This is a genomic window from Ruegeria sp. HKCCD6426 (assembly GCF_057221115.1).
Genome location: NZ_JBWVBF010000001.1, coordinates 458,932 through 478,745 on the forward strand (window position 1 = coordinate 458,932; position 19,814 = coordinate 478,745).

The following is a 19,814-nucleotide window of genomic DNA, read 5'->3' on the forward strand; positions in this document are numbered from 1 at the left end:
ATGGCAGATCGCCTGTCTCCGCTTGAGATCATGACCAAGCTGATCTCATTCCCAACGGTGAGCCGTGTCAGCAACCTGCCGCTGGTGGATTGGGTCGAGGACTACTTGCGCAGCCACGGGATTGAATCCCACCGCTGGCCGGATCCGGATCAACCGCACAAGGCTGCTCTGTATGCCCATGTCGGCCCTTGGACGGAGGGCGCGGTTGTGTTGTCCGGTCACACTGACGTGGTGCCCATAGACGGTCAGCCATGGGATACGGACCCGTTCGTGGTTACCGAAAAGGACGGCAAGTATTTTGGCCGCGGCACCTGTGACATGAAAGGCTTTGATGCGCTTGCCATCTGGGCTCTGGTCGAGGCACAGCACGCCGGCGTAAAACGCCCTCTGCAATTGGCGCTGAGCTTTGACGAAGAGGTCGGATGCACCGGCGCCCCTCCGATGATCAAGGCAATGCAGGGCGTTGTGCCCAAGGGGTCGGCCGTGATCGTTGGTGAGCCGTCGATGATGCAGGCCGTCACGGGCCACAAAGGTGGCTTTGGCTACGACACGCATGTAGTCGGATTTGAAGTTCATAGCTCGATCATGCATACCGGTGTGAACGCGATTATGGAGGCCGCGCCGCTGATCGACTGGGCAAACGCGCAGAATGTCAAGAACATGGCCGCCGAGCCCAGCGAAATTGCCGCGATTTTCAACCCGCCCTGGACCACGTGCCATGTTGGTATGATCGAAGGAGGCACGGCCCATAACATAACCGCCAAAGACTGTCGGTTCATGATGGATTTCAGGGTGGTTCCGGGTGAAGAAGCCGCCGACTGGCGCACAGCTTACATGGATCGTGTGAAAGCTGCCGAGGTTCGGATGCAGGTCGTCCATCCAGAGGCCCGCATTGAAGTTTCGGAAACCTTTGCGGTGCCCGCATTGGTTCCGGAACAAGATGGTGAGGCAGAGGCACTGGTGCGGTCATTGACTGGCGATAATGCCACGCACGTCGTAAGCTATGGCACGGAGGCTGGCCAGTTTCAGGAGGCCGGGTATTCCGCTGTGATTTGCGGCCCGGGCGATATTGCGCAGGCTCACCAGCCGAATGAGTTCATCACCATCGCGCAATTTAACGAAGGCCAGAAATTCATGGAACGTCTGGTGCAGAGGTTAACTCATTAACCAGAACATCAAAAGGAGATCGAAAATGCCCGTCAAGAACCGGCTTGCCGAAATGCATGGTGAGATCACCAAATGGCGCCGTTATCTGCATGCGCATCCTGAGCTGATGTACGACGTGCACGAGACGGCGGGGTTTGTCGTGGATCGCCTTAAGGAATTCGGGGTTGATGAGATCACTCCTGGCATCGGCCAAACCGGTGTTGTCGCGGTGATCAAAGGCCGCGAAGACACCAAGGGCCGCGTGATCGGCCTGCGAGCCGATATGGACGCACTTCCAATCGAAGAAGCGACCGGGCTGGACTATGCATCGACTGTTTCTGGCAAAATGCATGCCTGCGGGCATGACGGTCATACGTCGATGCTGTTGGGGGCCGCGCAATACCTGGCCGAGACGCGGAATTTTGACGGGACGGTTGTGCTGATCTTTCAACCGGCTGAGGAAGGCGGCGCCGGTGGGTTAGCCATGTGTCAGGACGGTTTGATGGAGCGTTGGGGCATTCAGGAAGTCTATGGTATGCATAATATGCCGGGTATGCCTGTTGGAGAATTTGCGATCCGGCCCGGTGCTCTGCTGGCCTCGTCGGATGAATTCGAGATCGTTGTAACTGGCAAGGGCGGCCACGCGGCGGCACCCCATGATGCAGTTGATACAACGCTTGTTGCGTCTCATATTGTGGTGGCTTTGCAATCGGTTGTGTCGCGAACTGTTGATCCAATCAAGCGTGTCGTGCTGACCGTCGGGACGTTTGAAACCGACAGCGTTGCATCGAATGTCATAGCGCATACCGTTCGGTTGCAGGGCACCGTCAGAACTCTCGATCCCGAATACCGGACTATCGCGGAAGAGCGCGTGCGCCGGATTGCCGAAGATACGGCTTCGGCCTTTGGGGCCTCGGCGCAGATGACATGGACACCCGGTTATCCGGTGACGATGAATTCCGAGACCGAAACCACCTATGCCGCGGAAGCAGCGCAGGCGGTATCTGGCAAGGTCAATGACAGCACCGATCCGATCATGCCCTCAGAAGATTTCGCCTACATGCTTGAAGAACGGCCCGGAGCCTACATCTTTATCGGGAATGGGGACACGGCCATGTGCCACCACCCGGAATACAATTTCGACGACGACGCCATTCCTGCCGGCTGCAGCTGGTTTGCTGAGCTGGTGGAACGACGATTGCCCGTCGCATAAATAAGGGAGAATGCCATGCCGATCAAAAACCGCCTTGCACAGTTGCATGAAGAAATCACGGGTTGGCGGCATGACATTCATCAGCACCCTGAAATCCTATATGACACCCATCGCACCAGCGCGTTGGTGGCCGAAAAGCTGAAAGAGTTCGGATGCGACGAGGTCGTAACCGGGATCGGACGCACTGGTGTCGTAGGCGTGATTAAAGGCAAGACCGATACGCAAAGCCGCGTGATCGGGTTGCGCGCCGATATGGACGCGCTGCCGATGCAAGAGCAGACCGGTCTGGACTATGCTTCGAAAACCGAAGGTGCGATGCATGCCTGTGGGCACGACGGCCATACGGCCATGGTTCTAGGGGCTGCGAAGTATCTGGCCGAAACCCGGAATTTCAACGGTACTGCCGTGGTGATCTTTCAGCCCGCCGAGGAAGGCGGAAACGGGGCCGAGGCCATGTGTAAGGATGGCATGATGGATCGTTTCGGCATTCAAGAGGTTTACGCCATGCACAACGTGCCGGGCGTACCCACCGGTCAATTTGCAATTCGGCCTGGTCCTTTACTGGCTGCAGCGGATGAGTTCGACGTTCATCTGGAAGGGCGCGGCGGCCACGCGGCGAAACCGCACGAAACCGTCGATACAACCGTGATGCTGTCCCAGCTGATCGTTGCGTTGCAGACAATCGTGTCGCGCAATGTTGATCCGATTTTGCAGGCGGTACTTTCCGTGACGTCGGTTGACACTTCGTCCAAAGCTTTCAACGTTATCCCGCAGTCGGCGCAGGTTCGGGGTACTGTACGTACCCATTCCAACGAAATGAGGGATCTGATCGAAAAACGGTTGAACGAGGTCGTAGAAGGGATTGCCAACACCTTTGGCGGCACTGCCAAGGTGACTTACACGCGCGGCGTTCCGGTCACGATCAATGCCGAAGAGCAGACAGGCTTTGCTGCCGAGGCCGCCGTCTCGGTCGGTGGCAGCTGTGATGAGGCTCCGATGGTGATGGGGGGCGAGGATTTCTCGTTCATGCTGGAAGAACGCCCCGGCGCATTTATTGTGTTGGGTAACGGCGACAGCGCCGGGCTGCACCACCCCGAATACAACTTTAATGACGAGATCATCCCCGTGGGGTGTTCTTGGTTTGCCGAAATGGTCGAGCGCCGGATGCCGGCTGCTTGAGAGATCGCAGGAGAGAGAAGAGATGCCAGTAAAAAACCGCTTTGCCGAATTACAGGATGAAATCACCGCGTGGCGGCGCGACATACACGAAAACCCCGAGATCCTGTTTGAAACCCATCGCACCAGCGCTCTGGTCGCCGACAAACTGAAAGAGTTCGGCTGTGACGAGGTCGTGACCGGCATTGGTCGCACCGGTGTCGTAGGTGTGATCAAGGGTAAGGCCGACACCAAGGGGAAGGTTGTCGGCCTGCGCGCCGATATGGATGCGTTGCCTATTCACGAGGCGACGGGGCTCGACTATGCCTCAAAAACCGATGGGGCTATGCATGCCTGCGGTCATGACGGACACACAGCGATGCTGCTCGGCGCGGCGAAATACCTGTCGGAGACGCGCAATTTCGACGGGACCGTCGTGGTCATCTTCCAGCCAGCCGAAGAGGGCGGCGGCGGTGGCCGAGAGATGTGCGACGACGGAATGATGGACCGTTGGAACATTCAGGAGGTCTATGGGATGCACAACTGGCCGGGTAAACCAGTTGGCAGTTTCTCGATCCGTCCTGGGTCTTTCTTTGCGGCGACCGATCAGTTCGACATCACGTTCGAAGGGCGGGGCGGTCACGCCGCGAAGCCACATGAGACGGTGGATACGACCGTGATGACTGCTCAGGCGGTTTTAGCGCTTCAGACCATTTCTTCGCGCAATGCAGACCCGATTGATCAGGTGGTGGTGTCGGTAACCTCGTTCGAGACCTCGTCAAAAGCATTCAACGTCATTCCGCAGACCGTTCAGATCAAAGGCACGGTTCGCACCATGAGCAAAGAGATGCGCGATCTGGCCGAGCAGCGGATCAACGAGATTTGCAATGGTGTCGCCGCAACCTTCGGGGGTACGGTGGATGTGACTTACATTCGTGGCTATCCGGTCATGGTGAACAGCGACGAGCAGACTGAATTTGCAGCTGACGTCGCGCGGTCCGTGTCCGGTGATTGCGAAGACGCGCCGCTGGTCATGGGGGGCGAAGATTTCGCCTTCATGCTCGAAGAACGCCCGGGCGCTTACATACTTGTGGGCAATGGCGATACTGCGATGGTGCACCACCCGGAATATAATTTTAACGACGAAGCGATCCCTGCTGGCTGTAGCTGGTGGGCCGAGATTGTCGAGCAGCGGATGCCGGCGGCCTGATCGAAAGCTTGGATGCGAGGGATCAACCTCTCGCACTCCCTATGACGACTTAGCCAGGTGAAGATGGATCTTGCGCGGCGGTAAGGGTCAGCGCCTGACACAGAGTGTCAGTCACCTCATCCAAAGCAGATTTCTGTGTGTTGACGCAGGTCTGTGCCGCATTACGGGCCGCTGCAAGCGCGTTGTTGTCTGATAGCCACAGGGCGATGGCTTCGTTCAGTTCGACTGCCGTGCGCGCTTCGACGGCTCCACCGGTTTCAATCAGCGGGGCAAAGGTTTCGGCGAAGTTGAAATAGCCGGGTCCGGTGATGACAGCGGCCCCAGCCTGTGCGGGTTCAAAGGGGTTGTGGCCTCCGATTTCCTTCAGTGAACCACCCAGAAAAACAATGGGGCATAGGGCATACCAAGTGCCCAATTCACCCAGCGTATCCGCGACGTAAACCTGTGTTTGCGCGGTGATCGGCTGACCTTTGCTTCGCAAGGCGCCAGTCAAAGTCGCATTAGAGATAAGGTCTGTAACCTCGTCCCGACGCTCTGGGTGGCGGGGGATCAGCAGCAGCAGCAGGTCCGGCCAGCGTTTTAGCAGTTCGGCGTGGGCGGCCAGAACGGTTTCTTCCTCGCCAGCGTGGGTCGAACTGGCGATCCAAATCGGACGGCTTGCTATCTGGGACTTGATCTCAGTCAGCGTCGCATCATCGACCGGCAAAGGGTCGGACATGGCCTTGAGGTTGGTTCCGGGGCGCACGCGATCGGCAGGCGCGCCCATACTGAGAAGATTGGCTGCCGTCCTGTCATTCTGTGTCAGAAACACCCGAAATTTGTTCAGAAGAAAGCGCGCGGTCTTGGGTCGTTTCTTCCACCCGGCTACGGATTTCTCCGACAAGCGAGCATTTAGCAATGCCAAAGGCATGTCCCGTTCCGCGCTTTCAACGATCAGCCGTGGCCAGATCTCGCTTTCGACGAATATCCCGGCGTCCGGTTGCCAATGATTCAGAAACCGACGCACAGGGCCCGCAGTATCCAGTGGCGGATACTGATGCCGCGTACGTCGTGGCAACCGTTTTTCGATCAACGCGGCAGAGGTAGGCGTGCCCGAGGTGATCAGAAACTCGGCATCCGGCAACCGGTTTCCCAAGCGTTTTATCAAGCTGAGAACAGAGAGGCTTTCCCCGACGCTGGCCGCATGAAACCAGATCAGGCGACCAGTCGGACGGGGCAGGCTGGCATGGCCAAGCCTTTCTCTTTGACGTTGGGCGGGAACGCCTGCCGTTTCCAACTTTTTGCGAACCGTGCGCCAGACCAGTGGCGACAGCAGAGAAGTTGCCGTGCAATAGGTCTTGTAGATCAGCGTCGGACGCGTGTCCCCTGAGGGCATATCATCCGCCTGTATGGCTCATGTGGCGCGTCATCTGACCATCGACCGCTTGACGGGAGTAATCGAAATCATGTCCCTTGGGCTTGAGGTTGATCGCAGCGCGGATCGCGTGTTCCAGCGGTTCCTCGGTGTTTGGGTGATCGCGCAGCGGACCGCGCAGATCGGCCATGTCTTCCTGTCCAAGGCACATGTACAGCTCGCCCGTGCAGGTCAGGCGCACGCGGTTGCAGCTTTCGCAGAAATTGTGGGACAGCGGTGTGATGAAGCCGATCTTCTGACCTGTTTCCTCAAGCCGGACATAGCGCGCAGGACCGCCCGTGCGTTCGGCTAGATCTGTCACGCTGTAGTGGTTTTCGTATTCCTTGCGCACATCCTTGAGCGACCAATACTGATCCAGACGGTCTTCGTTTCCGATGTCGCCCATCGGCATAACCTCGATCCAGGTCAGATCCATATCACGCTCGGTACACCATTCGGTTATTCGGGGCAGCTCTTCTTCGTTAAAACCTTTCAACGCCACCGCATTGATCTTAATCCGCAGACCGGCTTTTTGGGCCGCGTCGATGCCATTCAACACCTGCTTCAGACGACCCCAACGGGTGATATTGGCAAACTTGTCTTCGTCCAGCGTATCCAGAGAGACATTCACCCGACGTACCCCGGCGGCATAAAGATCGTCCGAGAACCGGTGTAGCTGCGAACCATTGGTGGTCAGCGTCAGCTCTTTCAAAGCGCCACTTTCGAGGTGTCGGGTCATGCTGTTGAAAAACGTCATGATGTTGCGGCGTACCAAGGGCTCGCCCCCGGTGATGCGCAGCTTTTCAACGCCCATGTGGACAAAGGTCGAGCACATGCGGTCAAGCTCTTCCAGCGTCAGCAGGTCTTTCTTCGGCAGAAAGTTCATGTTTTCCGACATGCAATAGACACAGCGGAAATCGCAGCGGTCCGTGACGGAGACGCGGAGATAGGTGATGGCGCGGGCAAACGGGTCGATAAGCGGAGCTGTCATGGCCCATAGGTAAATCGGCAACCCCACCGCGGCAAGAGCGATCTGCGCTTTGGTCTGGTACAGATGGGCGCAGGTCGATAGAAATCGGGCATGAGACATGCGCTGTTGTCACTGATTGTTTTGGTTTCGGGCTGCGATGCGGTTCGCTCAACTTCGGATCGGTTGTTCGGTGGCGCCGAACCGCAGCCAGATACCGTGCCTGTCGTGGCCGAGGCTGAACCCCAGGCTCAGCCCGTAGTTTCAGCTGAAACCGGCTGGACCGGAGCCCGGAGAACGATTGCTGGTTTGGGCGATCCAAATACGCCCGGCCGCTGGCTGCAAACCCCTTTGGTCGAAAGCGAAATCAACGGTCGAATTGTTGTTCCGAAAACCGGTGCGCAGGCTTACGTAGCCCTGGTCCCGGCACCAGGCCCGGCAGGAGGCGGAAGCCGATTGTCGCTGGACGCGATGCGCGCGTTGTTGCTGCCGTTTGACGAACTGGTCGAGCTTGAAGTTTATTCCAACTGATCGCGCAGGTACTTGCCAGCTTCCTTGCGGGCAAAGGGTTTCATGGCGTCGCCGTACTTATTCAAGAACGAAATCACACGCGCTGGGTCATGTTTGGAAAGCTCGCGTAGCCACCAGGCTATTGATTTTTGAATGAACCAATCCCGGTCGGGGACATAACCTGCTGCCCATTCCAGAATGCGGTCGCGTCGAAGAAGGTCTTCGGATTTGGGATGGTTCTGCTTGGTCCAGGGCAGGGTGGCAACCAAAGCTGCACGGCGGGTCCACATGTGATCCGATCTTGTCCAGGCTTCGACCTGATCCAGACGGGCTGGGTCAGCAGTCAGTCGTTTCTGCATGGCCATGCAGGCGTGATCGGCCACGGCCCAGGCGTCGAAGTCCGGCAGCCAGCTCTGCAGCAAATTCCAGACTGCGTCATCCGGCCTGATCCGTGCCTGTGTCAGCAGCTTGGCAGCAGCCAGTCGACCCTCGTGGATGTTGGTTCGCCACAGGGCCTTGCCCAATGTTACCCGGTCGGGTACCGACAATTCCTGCCGCCATGACTTGGTCAAATCGTTCAGAATCGGGTTTGCGACGCCCAGATAGGAGCGCTTGACCTTGTGATAGGCGGCCATTTGCACAGCGCGTTCCGGGTCGGCATGTGCCTTGATCTGATCCAGATAGCCGTCCGGTATCATTTGACGGGAGCCCCGGTGGGTTTGCCGTCGATGGTATTTTGGTTCTTTTCAACCCAATAGGCCCGGATATCGTCGTCCGACTTGCCATCCACCCATTTCTGCATCGTGTCCCGATCCGATTTGTACTCCATGAACGGCACGGCATAGCCACAGGACGTCTGCACGAGGTCAATCGACACGTCATATATCTGGCGTGCGCTGCGGTGATCAGGGAAATACTCGGCAAGCTCGGCCCAGCCGTCATCTGTGGTGTGGATCGTCCGTGCGGTCCCATAAGTACGCAGGATCAGCGGGCGGGTTGTGAATGAGCACCACATCAGGGTCATACGGTTGGTTTCAAGCAAGTGCCCTGCTGTTTCATTTCCACTTCCGGTCAGGTTCATCCAAGCAATTCTGTTCGGTCCCAGAACGCGCAACGAATCCATGCCCTTGGGAGAGATATTGACCCGTCCCTCAGGCCCCGCGGTTCCAACAAAGAACATGTGCTGTTCTTCGATGAACTTACGATGGACATCGTCCAGTTCCGGGAATTGCTTGGCCACCTGTCACTCCACCGTCACGGATTTTGCCAGGTTACGAGGCTGATCCACATCCGTGCCCTTGGCAACAGCGGTGTGATAGGCAAGCAATTGCGCGGGCACCGAATACAGGATCGGGGTCAGGCTTTGGTGGACATGAGGCATTCTTATCGTGCTCCAGACGCCATCCTCGGCCTGTGAGATACCGTCATCATCCGAAACAAGGATCACCTTCCCCTTGCGTGCCATCACCTCCTGCATGTTCGAAACGGTCTTGTCGAAGACGGCGTCGCGCGGGGCCATGACGACGACCGGCATATGCTTGTCAATCAAGGCGATGGGGCCGTGTTTCAATTCGCCGGATGCATAACCTTCGGCGTGTATATAGCTGATTTCTTTCAATTTCAGTGCGCCCTCCATCGCCAACGGGTACATTAGTCCGCGCCCTAGAAACAGGACGTCGCGCGCCTCGGACAAGCGTTGGGCGGATTTCCGGATGGCGGGGTTCTGGTCCAGCGCGGTGTTCAGAACCGAGGGCAATCCGCGCAGGGCTGCGGCGTGATCGGCCAGTTCCTCGTCGGTCAGGGTGCCCCGGTCGGCTGCCGCCTTCAACGCCAGCATCAGCAAAACACTCAGCTGGCAGGTAAATGCCTTGGTCGAAGCGACACCGATCTCAACACCCGCGTGAATCGGCAGCGCGATATCGCTTTCCCGGGCAATCGAGCTTTCTGGGACATTTACGACCGAAACGATCTTGTCCGCTTTGCCTTCGCAGTAGCGCAAGGCTGCTAGTGTATCTGCCGTTTCGCCGGACTGGCTGACGAACAATGCCAGCGTGCGGCCGGGGATCGGGGGTTCACGATAGCGGAACTCGCTGGCGATATCGACCTCGACCGGCATTTTGGCCAGCTGTTCGAACCAGTATTTGGCGGTTAGACAGGCATAGAATGCGGTACCGCAAGCCACCATGGTCAAGCGATCCAACTTGGTGAAGTCCAGATCAGCATCTGGCAACACCACACTGCTGCCTCCGGTCGGCAAGTAGGACCGGATCGCCTCGGCTACAACGACAGGCTGCTCGGCGATTTCCTTTGCCATGAAGTGCTTGTGGCCGCCCTTGTCGGTGCGCGTCTGGTCCAGTTTGATCCGGCGGATTTCGCGGTTGGCGATTTCACCGGCCTCGTTGCGAATTTCCAGCGAAGTGCGTGTCAGAACCGCCCGGTCACCTTCTTCCAGATAGGTGATCCGATCTGTGAGCGGCGCCAGCGCAATCGCATCGGATCCCACGAACATTTCGCCATCGCCGTGACCGACCGCCAGGGGCGATCCCTTGCGTGCTGCAACGATCAGATCGTCCTCACCATCGAACAGAAAAGCCAGTGCGAAGGCTCCGTTCAGACGATCGATTGTTTGGAACGCAGCTTCCACGGGCGACAGACCAGTACGCATATAGTGTTCCGTGAGAAGGGCGACCGTTTCGGTGTCCGTCTCCGTCTTGAAATCGATTCCGTTCTCGGCCAGTTCCTCACGCAATTCGCGGTAGTTCTCGACGATGCCATTATGCACCACGGCCACTGGCCCGGCTTTGTGGGGATGGGCGTTGCTGACAGAAGGGGCGCCGTGGGTGGCCCAGCGTGTATGGCCGATGCCAGATTTGCCGGGCAAAGGTTCATGCACCAGCAAATCGCTGAGGTTGACCAGTTTTCCGACAGCGCGCCGCCGCCCGAGCTGGCCTTTGTTGACCGTCGCGATACCTGCACTGTCGTATCCACGGTATTCCAGCCGCTTTAGTGACTCGACCAGAATGGGGGCCGCCTCGTGCTGGCCTAATACGCCTACAATTCCACACATAATTCAGGCTCCTTTGTCGCGGCGAGCCTTTTTCGCCTTTAACATTTCAAACAATTTACGAGCATAACCGGATTTGTTGTCCTGCCGGGCGCGGGCCACGGCAAGGGCATCGGGCTCGACATCCCGCGTCACTACCGTGCCGGTCGCAGTCATTGCGCCGTCTCCCAATGTGACGGGTGCAACCAGCATCGTGTTGGACCCGACAAAGACACCTTCGCCAATGGTTGTTTTGTGTTTCATCACCCCATCGTAGTTGCAGGTGATCGTACCGGCTCCGATATTTGACGCCGCGCCAACCGAGGCGTCACCGATATAGCTGAGGTGATTGACCTTGGCGCCTTCGGCAATCTCGGCATTCTTGATTTCGACGAAATTTCCGATGCGTGCGTTTTCAGCCAGTTCCGCACCCGGGCGCAGACGCGCGTAGGGGCCCACAATGGCACCGCGGCTGACATGGCAGCCTTCGAGATGGGAAAAGGCTCGGATCGTTGCACCACTTTCGATGGTTACCCCGGGGCCGAAAACTACGTTAGGTTCTATCACGGTGTCGCGGCCGATGATGGTATCTGCGGCCAAATATACCGTTTCGGGAGCCATCAGAGTTACGCCCAGATCCAGCAGCTCATTGCGTGCCCGGGCCTGGAATACGGCGTCGGCAGCAGCCAGGTCCGCCCGCGAATTGATACCTAGTGTCTGGGCTTCGTCACAGGCGACGGCAGTCACTTTCAACTCGCGATTGCGCGCTATCTCGACCACATCGGTTAGATAGTACTCGCCCGCGGCGTTGTCGTTGCTGACCGCGTCAATCAGAGAAAATAACGTTTCGGCATCACACGCCAAAAGGCCCGAGTTGCAGAAGGTTATGGCGCGTTCTTCTTCCGATGCTTCCTTGAACTCGACGATCCGCTCCAGCGCCTCACCATCCATCACCAAGCGGCCGTAACGCGCGGGATCGGCTGCGTTGAACCCCAGAATGACCAGATCGTTTTCAGCCCGGGCCGCGACCATCCGTTCCAGAGTGTCAGGCTGCAAAAACGGGGTGTCGCCATAGAGAACCACGATATCGCCCGAGAACCCCTCCAGCGCTGCGCGGGCTTGGGCGACGGCATGGGCAGTTCCAAGCTGGTCGTCCTGAACCGCAATTTGGGTCGTATCATCTTCGGCGGCGGCCACTTTTCCCACTGCCTCGGCACCGTGTCCGGTAACAATGACGGTGCGTTCAGGCGATAGAACTGCACCGGCGCGCATTGCATGAATCAACATCGGTGCCTGGGCAATTGGGTGCAGAACTTTTGGAATATCCGAATTCATCCTGGTGCCTTTTCCGGCTGCAAGGATGACAAGGGCAATACTCATGAACTCGTTTTCTCTTTTGTTTTGTTGCTGACCGTTTTATCCGCTGGGGGCAAAGTCGCAAGCGGTTCAGCCATCAAAGAAGATTGCCGTTTGCAACAGTACTTGGCGGAAACTCGCCGGAACGGAGGCAGAATGCGTACGGTGATCTTTGATCTCGACGGAACATTGGCGGACACGTCGGGCGATTTGTTGGCCGCAGCTAATCATTGTTTCCGGCAGATGGGTCATGGCGATGTCCTGAACCGTCCGCAGGACGCGGCGATTGCCCTGCGCGGTGGTCGTATGATGCTGACCCATGGGTTGGAAAGGGTCGGGGCCTATGCAGAAAACACAGTGACAGACTACTACCCCGTGCTGCTTGAGGCTTATGCGCAGGCTATTGACACACACACGCAGTTTTATCCCGGCGCGCTTGAGGCGGTAGATGCTCTGAAGGCGGCAGGGTATGGCGTGGGCATCTGCACCAACAAACCCGAAGCACTGGCTGACCTGCTTTTGACCCGCATGGGGGTGCGCGCGCAATTTTCCTCGTTGGTGGGGGCGGATACTTTGCCGGTGCGCAAGCCAAACCCCGAGCCACTGCGCGAGGCCGCACGGCGGGCTGGCGGGCATCCGGATCATTGCGTGTTGATCGGCGACTCTGACACCGACCGCAACACAGCGCGCGCAGCTGGTGTACCCTCGGTGCTTGTCACATTTGGCCCATCCGGTGAAGATATGGCGGCGCTGGAGCCTGAGGCGTTACTGCATCATTTCGACGATCTTTTGGAAATGGTGCCGTGTCTCATCGGTGTTTCTGCATGATCCCTTGACCCTGCTTCGTAGCAGCTCCAAAACTACGCCATGACCGAGATATTCACGGGTAGCTTTACCCAGCAGGAACCCATTCCCGATGAGTCGATCGAAGCCGCTCTGGCCGTTATGCGCCATGGGCGGCTGCATCGCTACAACGTGGCGCCGGGCGAGTTGGGTGAGACCGCATTGCTGGAACAGGAATTCGCGGCGCAGATGGATGCGAAATACTGCTTGGCCGTGGCGTCGGGCGGGTATGCGCTGGCCACAGCGCTGCGGGCGATAGGCGTGCAGCCCGGCGATCCGGTGCTTACCAACGCTTTTACGTTGGCTCCGGTTCCGGGGGCCATTGCCTCAATTGGGGGCAGGCCGGTTTTTGTCGGAGTCACCGAGGACCTGACGATCGATTTGGACGATCTTGAGGCCAAACTGCCTTTGGCGCGGGTGCTGATGCTCAGCCACATGCGCGGACATTTGTGTGACATGGATCGGTTGATGCAGATCTGCGATGCGGCAGGTGTGGTTGTGATCGAAGATTGCGCGCACACCATGGGCGCAGCTTGGCGCGGGCAGATGTCGGGACGGCAAGGGGCCATCGGTTGCTATTCGTGCCAGACCTACAAACACGTCAATTCCGGCGAAGGCGGCTTGCTGATCACCGACGATGAGGAATTGGCAGCCAAGGCGACCATGCTGTCCGGATCATACATGCTTTACGAACGCCATCTTGCAGCACCTGCGCCCGAGGTATTTGAGAGGATCAAATACACCACCCCCAACGTGTCAGGCCGCATGGACAACCTGCGCGCGGCCATTTTACGCCCGCAACTGCGTGATCTCGCCCGGCAGATCCGTCGTTGGAATGAGCGATACGTCAAGATCGAGAATGGGCTGCGCGGCACGCCGGGCTTGACGATTGTCGAACGGCCTGAGACCGAGACATATGTCGGATCGTCCATCCAGTTCTTGCTGCTGGACTGGACGAGCGAGCGCATCACCGAAGTGATCCGCCGTTGTGCGGCCCGAGGCGTGGAACTGAAGTGGTTCGGCGGCGCCGAGCCCAGCGGGTTCACCTCACGCTACGACAGTTGGCGTTATGCGGAGAGTGAGCCCATGCCATCCAGCGACCGTGTGCTGGCGGGAATCATCGATATGCGGGTGCCGCTGACTTTCTCGCTGGAAGATTGTGAGGTGATTGCCCGCATCATTCGGACGGAAGTCGGAGCTGTCTACCAGTCGTAATCCAGCGGAGTGCGCCTGCGGCGCACGCTTTTTTCAATTGGAAATGCCGTCCCTCCGGGGCGGCATTTCTTGTTTGCCCCGCTGGTTCGCCGCAAAGATTGACCGTTTGAGGATTCGCTGTTATTCAGTTATTGAACACTTGTTCATTAAAGTTCAGGGGAGAGCGCGAATGTTTATGGCGACGATGCAATTTGATCTGGGTGAGGACGTCAACGCCCTGCGCGAGATGGTCCACCGCTGGGCGCAAGAGCGGGTCAAGCCAATGGCCGCCGAAATCGATTCCTCGAACGCCTTCCCAAATGAGCTATGGAAGGAAATGGGTGATCTTGGCCTGCTGGGTATTACTGTGCCCGAGGAATTTGGCGGCGCGGGCATGTCCTACCTGGCACATACAGTCGCCGTGGAAGAGGTTGCGCGGGCATCGGCCTCGGTTTCGTTATCCTATGGGGCGCATTCGAATCTTTGTGTCAACCAGATCAAGCTGAACGGGTCTGCCGAGCAAAAGCAGAAATACCTGCCGCGCCTGATATCAGGTGAGCATGTGGGTGCGTTGGCTATGTCCGAACCTTCTGCGGGTTCCGATGTCGTGTCGATGAAGCTGCGAGCTGAAAAACGGAATGATCATTACAGGCTGAACGGAAGCAAATACTGGATCACCAATGGTCCGGACGCGGATACGCTTGTGGTTTACGCCAAGACTGATCCGGAAGCTGGTTCCAAGGGGATTACCGCCTTTCTAATCGAGAAAGAAATGAAAGGCTTTTCGACCTCTCCTCATTTCGACAAGCTGGGGATGCGCGGGTCGAACACGGCCGAGCTGATCTTTGAAGATGTCGAAGTGCCATTCGAAAACGTGCTGGGCGAAGAGGGCAGGGGTGTCGCTGTTCTGATGTCCGGTCTGGACTATGAGCGTGTCGTGCTGGCTGGTATCGGAACAGGGATCATGGCTGCCTGTCTGGATGAAGTCATGCCGTACCTCGCCGAACGAAAGCAGTTTGGCAAACCGATCGGTAGTTTCCAGCTAATGCAGGGAAAGATCGCGGATATGTACACCGCGATGAACTCGGCCCGTGCTTACGTTTACGAGGTCGCTAAAGCCTGTGACCGTGGAGATGTCACACGGCAGGATGCGGCGGCGTGCTGCCTTTACGCCTCTGAGCAGGCAATGGTGCAGGCGCATCAGGCTGTTCAAGCCATGGGTGGTGCAGGCTTCCTGTCGGATGCCGCGGTCAGTCGAATTTTTCGGGATGCCAAGCTGATGGAAATTGGCGCCGGCACAAGCGAAATCCGCCGTATGCTGATTGGGCGGGAAATGATGAACAAAGTGCTCTGAATGAAAACGCCTCGCATACGAGGCAACTGCGAGGCGTTTCAATCATAGGATCAGAAGCGATGGACGTAAGACACGCCAATCAGCCACGGATCGATATCGGCTTTGCCGATGTAGTTGCCGTCCAATGTGACGTCCGAGTTGATGTCGAACCAGCGCACGTTGAGGCGCACGGCACCTTTTTCGGTGACCATATAGTCCAGACCAGCCTGCAGCGAGACACCAAACGAGTCATCAACCTTCAGATCGCCCAGAGGAGACTGTTCGTCGAAGAAGATCGTGTAGTTCAGGCCAGCGCCGACATAGGGCTTCCACGCGCTGTTGGTCGGGATGTGATAGTTCAGCGACAGAGTGGGCGGCAGCTGCTTGACGCTGCCCGCGTCGAGGCTGCCGCCAAGGGTGATGTCATGCTCGAAAGGTGTCGCGGCCAACAGCTCGATACCCAGGTTATCGCGGATGAAATACTCGGCGGTGAAGATCGGGCGAGTATCCGAGTCGATGGTGGCTTTTGCCCCAGCCAGTGTGCCGTTGTCGGATTTCGGGTCCAGGTAGCCGACTCCGATGCCGAGGGTCCAGTCTCCCTGCGACTGGGCCAGAGCCGGAGCGGCCAGAGCGACGAGAGCGGAGGACAGGGTCAAAGCGGCGAGCTTATTGGTCATATTCATGCCTTTACTTCTGTTGATGTGGGTTTTGTGCCGGTCAGACGCGCGTCCGACTCTGATCTGCATCAAGAACGCGCGGAATTTTCGCCGCGCTGTGGCGTTGAAAGCGTCATAAAAACAAGGGTTTGTGGTCGTGATTGGCGCTGAGTGCATACCCGGTTTGCGTCAGGAGGGGGGCTGGGACTTGCCAGCACGCCTGAACATGGCGCGCCAATGTCTGAATCAAGCACCTGAACATGTTGCGCTGATTGATCTCACGTCTTCTCAGATTGTGTCTGTAACGTACGGGCAATTGGCGCGGATGACAGACAGAGTCGCTCAGGCGCTGCTGCGCAAGGTCCAGCCGGGGGACCGGGTAGGTGTTCTGCTCAGCCAGTCTCCGTGGTGTGCCGCGGCGCATCTTGCGATCTGGAAAATCGGTGCGATCTCGGTGCCATTGTTTAAGTTGTTCAAACGTGACGCGCTGGCCTCGCGGGTTGGTGATGCAGGCGCGCGATTGGTTTTGACCGATGCCGAGGGTGCCGCGTTGCTGAGCGATCTGGCGGAACCTTTGCTTGTGGATCAAATCCCAGAGGCTTCTGGCACGGTACCGTTTGTTGACACCGGCCCGGAAGACCCGGCGGTTCTGATATATACGTCGGGGACCACCGGCAGCCCCAAGGGTGCCTTGCACGGGCATCGGGTGTTGACCGGCCACTTGCCGGGCGTGTCGATCAGCCATAACCACCTGCGCGATGGCGATTGCCTCTGGACACCTGCCGATTGGGCTTGGATCGGCGGGCTGTTCGACGTGTTGATGCCGGGTCTGGCGTTCGGCATTCCGGTCGTGGCCGCACGGCTGGAGAAATTCTCGCCTGAGGCCTGCGTTGATGTGATCGAGCAGGGCGGTGTGCGCAACGTGTTCTTCCCTCCGACCGCTCTGCGGATGCTCAAGGCAACGGATCAGTCAATTCCAGGGTTGCGCTCTGTCGCCTCGGGCGGCGAGCCGTTGGGAGCCGAGATGCTGGCCTGGGGCGAACAGGCGTTCGGCCTGACGATCAACGAGTTCTATGGCCAGACGGAATGCAACATGGTCGTGTCCTCCTGCGCCGAGGATTTCCCGGTGCGTCCCGGCTGTATCGGTAAACCGGTTCCGGGGCATGAAGTGGCGGTGATCGACGCGGACGGCCAGAGAACCAACGAGGAGGGCGACGTGGCCATCCGGCGCGGCTCTGCCTCGATGCTGCTGAAATACTGGAACCGGCCCGAGGCAACGGCAGAGAAGTTCCGGGGTGACTGGCTGATCACTGGTGACCGCGGCGTGTGGGAGGGCGATTATCTGCGCTTTGTGGGCCGCGATGATGATGTGATTACCTCGTCCGGTTATCGGATTGGCCCGGCGGAGATTGAGGATTGCTTGTTAACCCACCCGGCAGTGGCGACGGTCGGCGTGGTTGGCAAGCCCGACCCGCTGCGGACCGAGATCGTGAAGGCTTATGTTGTGCTGAAGCCGGGGGGCGAGGCCACAGGCCCGGAACTACAGGATTGGGTCAAGGATCGTCTGGCGCAGTATTCCTATCCGCGCGAAGTGGCGTTTCTTGAGGAGTTGCCGATGACGGTGACCGGGAAGGTGATCCGGAAGGAATTGAGGGCGCGGGCGGTATTGGAAATTGAAACGCAGAAGTGGTCAAAATCATGAATAAGCCATTTTGGTCAATGATAGTTGCACTGCTCGTTCCTGCTGCGGTGCTTGGGGCGGATGATAGCACGGGTCAAGCTTTGGAGCCGGTCACCGGGGTAGAAGACTGGTTCGATGGGTGTACGCAACTTAGCAAAACAACGGTGATGTCTGTTCCAAAGATGACGCTGGATTTGGATTGTGTTGCATCCACCTTGGATTATTGCACAGATAATCAAGAGAACTCTTACCAGGAAATTTGCTACGAGATTTTGATTGAGCACATTCGTCTCAGAAGTGCAGAAATTTCGAAAAAATTACCAGCGATCCCGAACTTAAAGGGCTTCAAGCGCTCCTTTTACGCGAATGCACGGCGGCGAGCAGCCGAAGTTTCTCAAACAGAATGTGACACCGACATGTCTGAAAATAAGTGCCAATTAATAGATGCTGCTACGAAGTGGCTGGATCTGCGATTTGCCGAACGGCTTCTGGAAGGCGAACAAGAATGAAACTCACATCCAAAGCCATGCCCGCCTCCGAGGGCTTCAAGACAAACCGCGCTGCCCATCTGGACGCGCTGGCGCAAATCTCTGCCGCTGCCGAGGCCGCGCGGATGGGGGGTGGTGAGAAATCCCGGGCGCGTCATGAAACCCGTGGCAAGATGCTGCCCCGGCGTCGGGTGGCGAACCTGCTGGACCCGGGCTCTCCGTTCCTTGAAATCGGGGCGACGGCGGCGCATGGGATGTATGGCGATGCAGCCCCCAGTGCCGGTGTCATCGCAGGTATTGGCCGGGTGCAGGGGCGCGAAGTCATGGTGGTTTGCAACGACGCTACCGTGAAGGGCGGCACCTATTACCCGATGACGGTCAAGAAGCACCTGCGCGCGCAGGAAGTGGCTGAGGAAAACCACCTGCCTTGTATCTATCTGGTAGATAGCGGCGGCGCGAACCTGCCCAATCAGGATGAGGTCTTCCCGGATCGCGACCACTTTGGCCGCATATTCTTTAATCAGGCGCGGATGAGCGCCAAGGGCATCCCTCAGATCGCGGTGGTCATGGGGTCGTGTACGGCAGGCGGGGCTTATGTTCCGGCCATGTCCGATGTGACGATCATCGTCAAGGAACAGGGCACGATTTTTCTGGCCGGTCCGCCTCTGGTCAAGGCTGCGACCGGTGAGGTTGTCAGTTCCGAAGATCTTGGTGGCGGCGATGTGCACACGCGTCTGTCAGGTGTGGCCGATTATCTGGCCGAGGATGATGCCCACGCGCTGGCGCTGGCGCGTCGTGCCGTCGGGTCGTTGGGCGGAGCCAATTTGAAGCCTACCCTTCAGTTCGAAGCGCCCGAGGACCCGGCCTATGACCCCGACGAAATTCTGGGCGTGGTCCCCGCCGATCTGCGTACGCCATACGATATCCGCGAGGTGATTGCGCGGCTGGTCGATGGCTCGCGTTTCGATGAGTTCAAACCTCGGTTCGGTGAAACGCTGGTGACCGGCTTTGCCCATGTCAAAGGCTGCCCTGTCGGGATCATCGCCAATAATGGCGTGCTGTTCTCGGAGGCCGCCCAGAAGGGTGCGCATTTCGTCGAATTATGCTCGCAGCGCAAGACACCGCTGGTCTTCCTGCAAAACATCACTGGCTTCATGGTCGGGCGGAAATACGAGAACGAAGGTATCGCACGGCATGGGGCCAAGATGGTCACAGCGGTGGCGACTACCTCGGTGCCGAAAATCACCATGTTGGTGGGTGGTTCGTTTGGGGCCGGAAATTACGGCATGGCGGGGCGCGCCTATCAGCCGCGCTTTCTGTGGACCTGGCCAAACTCGCGCATCTCGGTCATGGGTGGCGAGCAGGCCGCTGGCGTTCTGGCCACCGTCAAACGCGACGGGATCGAACGGCAGGGCGGCACATGGTCCGCCGAGGAAGAGGCCGAATTCAAACGCCCGACGCTGGACATGTTCGAGGAACAATCCCATCCGCTCTATGCTTCGGCACGGCTATGGGATGACGGCATCATCGACCCGCGCAAAAGCCGCGATGTCCTTGCCCTGTCGCTGAGTGCAGCACTGAACGCCCCGATCGAGGAGACACGTTTCGGCGTGTTCAGGATGTAAG

18 protein-coding genes are annotated in these 19,814 nt (G+C 58.1%); 11 read left to right on the forward strand and 7 right to left on the reverse strand.

Annotated elements, in window-relative coordinates; all coding sequences use genetic code 11:
* The 4 genes from argE to AC2TDA_RS02305 are packed head-to-tail and all read left to right on the forward strand — an operon-like array spanning position 1 to position 4,724.
* Positions 1-1,167 carry an acetylornithine deacetylase gene (gene argE, locus AC2TDA_RS02290; RefSeq protein WP_480878675.1) on the forward strand — a complete coding sequence of 389 codons (1,167 nt, stop codon included), beginning with the start codon at positions 1-3 and terminating at the stop codon, positions 1,165-1,167.
* A gap of 25 nt (positions 1,168-1,192) precedes the next feature.
* Positions 1,193-2,359: a M20 aminoacylase family protein gene (locus tag AC2TDA_RS02295; protein ID WP_480846427.1), complete on the forward strand. Its 1,167-nt coding sequence runs from the start codon at positions 1,193-1,195 to the stop codon at positions 2,357-2,359.
* Between the two features lie 15 nt (positions 2,360-2,374).
* On the forward strand, positions 2,375-3,538 hold the full coding sequence (locus AC2TDA_RS02300) for a M20 aminoacylase family protein (protein WP_480878676.1): 1,164 nt from the start codon (positions 2,375-2,377) through the stop codon (positions 3,536-3,538).
* A gap of 22 nt (positions 3,539-3,560) precedes the next feature.
* On the forward strand, positions 3,561-4,724 hold the full coding sequence (locus AC2TDA_RS02305) for a M20 aminoacylase family protein (RefSeq protein WP_480846430.1): 1,164 nt from the start codon (positions 3,561-3,563) through the stop codon (positions 4,722-4,724).
* 49 nt (positions 4,725-4,773) lie between these two features.
* On the opposite strand, the gene AC2TDA_RS02310 is transcribed toward AC2TDA_RS02305, so the two are convergent.
* Both AC2TDA_RS02310 and moaA read right to left on the reverse strand, forming a co-directional pair.
* A complete protein-coding gene (locus tag AC2TDA_RS02310) occupies positions 4,774-6,099 on the reverse strand; it encodes a 3-deoxy-D-manno-octulosonic acid transferase (protein ID WP_480878677.1) in 1,326 nt (441 codons plus the stop codon).
* Position 6,100: 1 nt separating this feature from the next.
* A complete protein-coding gene (moaA, locus tag AC2TDA_RS02315; RefSeq protein WP_480878962.1) occupies positions 6,101-7,108 on the reverse strand; it encodes a GTP 3',8-cyclase MoaA in 1,008 nt (335 codons plus the stop codon).
* A gap of 90 nt (positions 7,109-7,198) precedes the next feature.
* Between moaA and AC2TDA_RS02320 the strand changes: the two genes are divergently transcribed.
* Entirely contained in the window at positions 7,199-7,615 is a 417-nt protein-coding gene (locus AC2TDA_RS02320; protein WP_480878678.1) for a hypothetical protein, read from the forward strand.
* Here AC2TDA_RS02320 and AC2TDA_RS02325 read toward each other — a convergent pair.
* Genes AC2TDA_RS02325 through glmU form a run of 4 tightly spaced genes read right to left on the reverse strand, consistent with a single transcriptional unit; the run spans position 7,603 to position 12,017 of the window.
* Complete coding sequence (locus AC2TDA_RS02325; protein WP_480878679.1) at positions 7,603-8,292, reverse strand: DNA alkylation repair protein; 690 nt, start codon at positions 8,290-8,292, stop codon at positions 7,603-7,605. The two genes, AC2TDA_RS02320 and AC2TDA_RS02325, sit on opposite strands and share 13 nt — an antisense overlap.
* Positions 8,289-8,834, reverse strand: coding sequence for a pyridoxamine 5'-phosphate oxidase family protein (locus tag AC2TDA_RS02330; protein ID WP_480878680.1), 546 nt, complete (start codon positions 8,832-8,834; stop codon positions 8,289-8,291). The genes AC2TDA_RS02325 and AC2TDA_RS02330 overlap by 4 nt, the downstream gene beginning before the upstream one ends.
* Before the next feature lie 3 nt (positions 8,835-8,837).
* Positions 8,838-10,661: a glutamine--fructose-6-phosphate transaminase (isomerizing) gene (gene glmS / locus AC2TDA_RS02335; RefSeq protein WP_480878681.1), complete on the reverse strand. Its 1,824-nt coding sequence runs from the start codon at positions 10,659-10,661 to the stop codon at positions 8,838-8,840.
* Between the two features lie 3 nt (positions 10,662-10,664).
* Positions 10,665-12,017: a bifunctional UDP-N-acetylglucosamine diphosphorylase/glucosamine-1-phosphate N-acetyltransferase GlmU gene (gene glmU, locus AC2TDA_RS02340; protein ID WP_480878682.1), complete on the reverse strand. Its 1,353-nt coding sequence runs from the start codon at positions 12,015-12,017 to the stop codon at positions 10,665-10,667.
* A gap of 132 nt (positions 12,018-12,149) precedes the next feature.
* Between glmU and AC2TDA_RS02345 the strand changes: the two genes are divergently transcribed.
* From AC2TDA_RS02345 to AC2TDA_RS02355, 3 genes are all read left to right on the forward strand, one after another.
* Positions 12,150-12,821 (forward strand): HAD-IA family hydrolase, encoded by a 672-nt coding sequence (locus tag AC2TDA_RS02345; protein WP_480878683.1) that lies wholly within the window; start codon positions 12,150-12,152, stop codon positions 12,819-12,821.
* A gap of 39 nt (positions 12,822-12,860) precedes the next feature.
* Positions 12,861-14,051: a DegT/DnrJ/EryC1/StrS family aminotransferase gene (locus AC2TDA_RS02350; RefSeq protein WP_480878684.1), complete on the forward strand. Its 1,191-nt coding sequence runs from the start codon at positions 12,861-12,863 to the stop codon at positions 14,049-14,051.
* A 169-nt stretch (positions 14,052-14,220) separates the two neighbouring features.
* Positions 14,221-15,384, forward strand: coding sequence for an isovaleryl-CoA dehydrogenase (locus AC2TDA_RS02355; protein ID WP_480846444.1), 1,164 nt, complete (start codon positions 14,221-14,223; stop codon positions 15,382-15,384).
* Positions 15,385-15,434: 50 nt separating this feature from the next.
* Here the strand turns inward: AC2TDA_RS02355 and AC2TDA_RS02360 are convergent, their stop codons facing one another.
* The gene (locus tag AC2TDA_RS02360; RefSeq protein ID WP_480846960.1) at positions 15,435-16,040 is read right to left on the reverse strand and encodes an OmpW/AlkL family protein; all 606 of its coding nucleotides are present in this window, start codon (positions 16,038-16,040) and stop codon (positions 15,435-15,437) included.
* Positions 16,041-16,176: 136 nt separating this feature from the next.
* On the opposite strand from AC2TDA_RS02360, the gene AC2TDA_RS02365 reads away from it, so the two are divergent.
* Genes AC2TDA_RS02365 through AC2TDA_RS02375 form a run of 3 tightly spaced genes read left to right on the forward strand, consistent with a single transcriptional unit; the run spans position 16,177 to position 19,813 of the window.
* Positions 16,177-17,721, forward strand: a complete 1,545-nt coding sequence (locus tag AC2TDA_RS02365) for an AMP-binding protein (protein ID WP_480878686.1) — start codon at positions 16,177-16,179, stop codon at positions 17,719-17,721.
* Complete coding sequence (locus AC2TDA_RS02370; protein WP_480878687.1) at positions 17,718-18,209, forward strand: hypothetical protein; 492 nt, start codon at positions 17,718-17,720, stop codon at positions 18,207-18,209. The genes AC2TDA_RS02365 and AC2TDA_RS02370 overlap by 4 nt, the downstream gene beginning before the upstream one ends.
* Positions 18,206-19,813: a carboxyl transferase domain-containing protein gene (locus AC2TDA_RS02375; RefSeq protein ID WP_480878688.1), complete on the forward strand. Its 1,608-nt coding sequence runs from the start codon at positions 18,206-18,208 to the stop codon at positions 19,811-19,813. The genes AC2TDA_RS02370 and AC2TDA_RS02375 overlap by 4 nt, the downstream gene beginning before the upstream one ends.
* Position 19,814 lies beyond the last annotated feature (1 nt).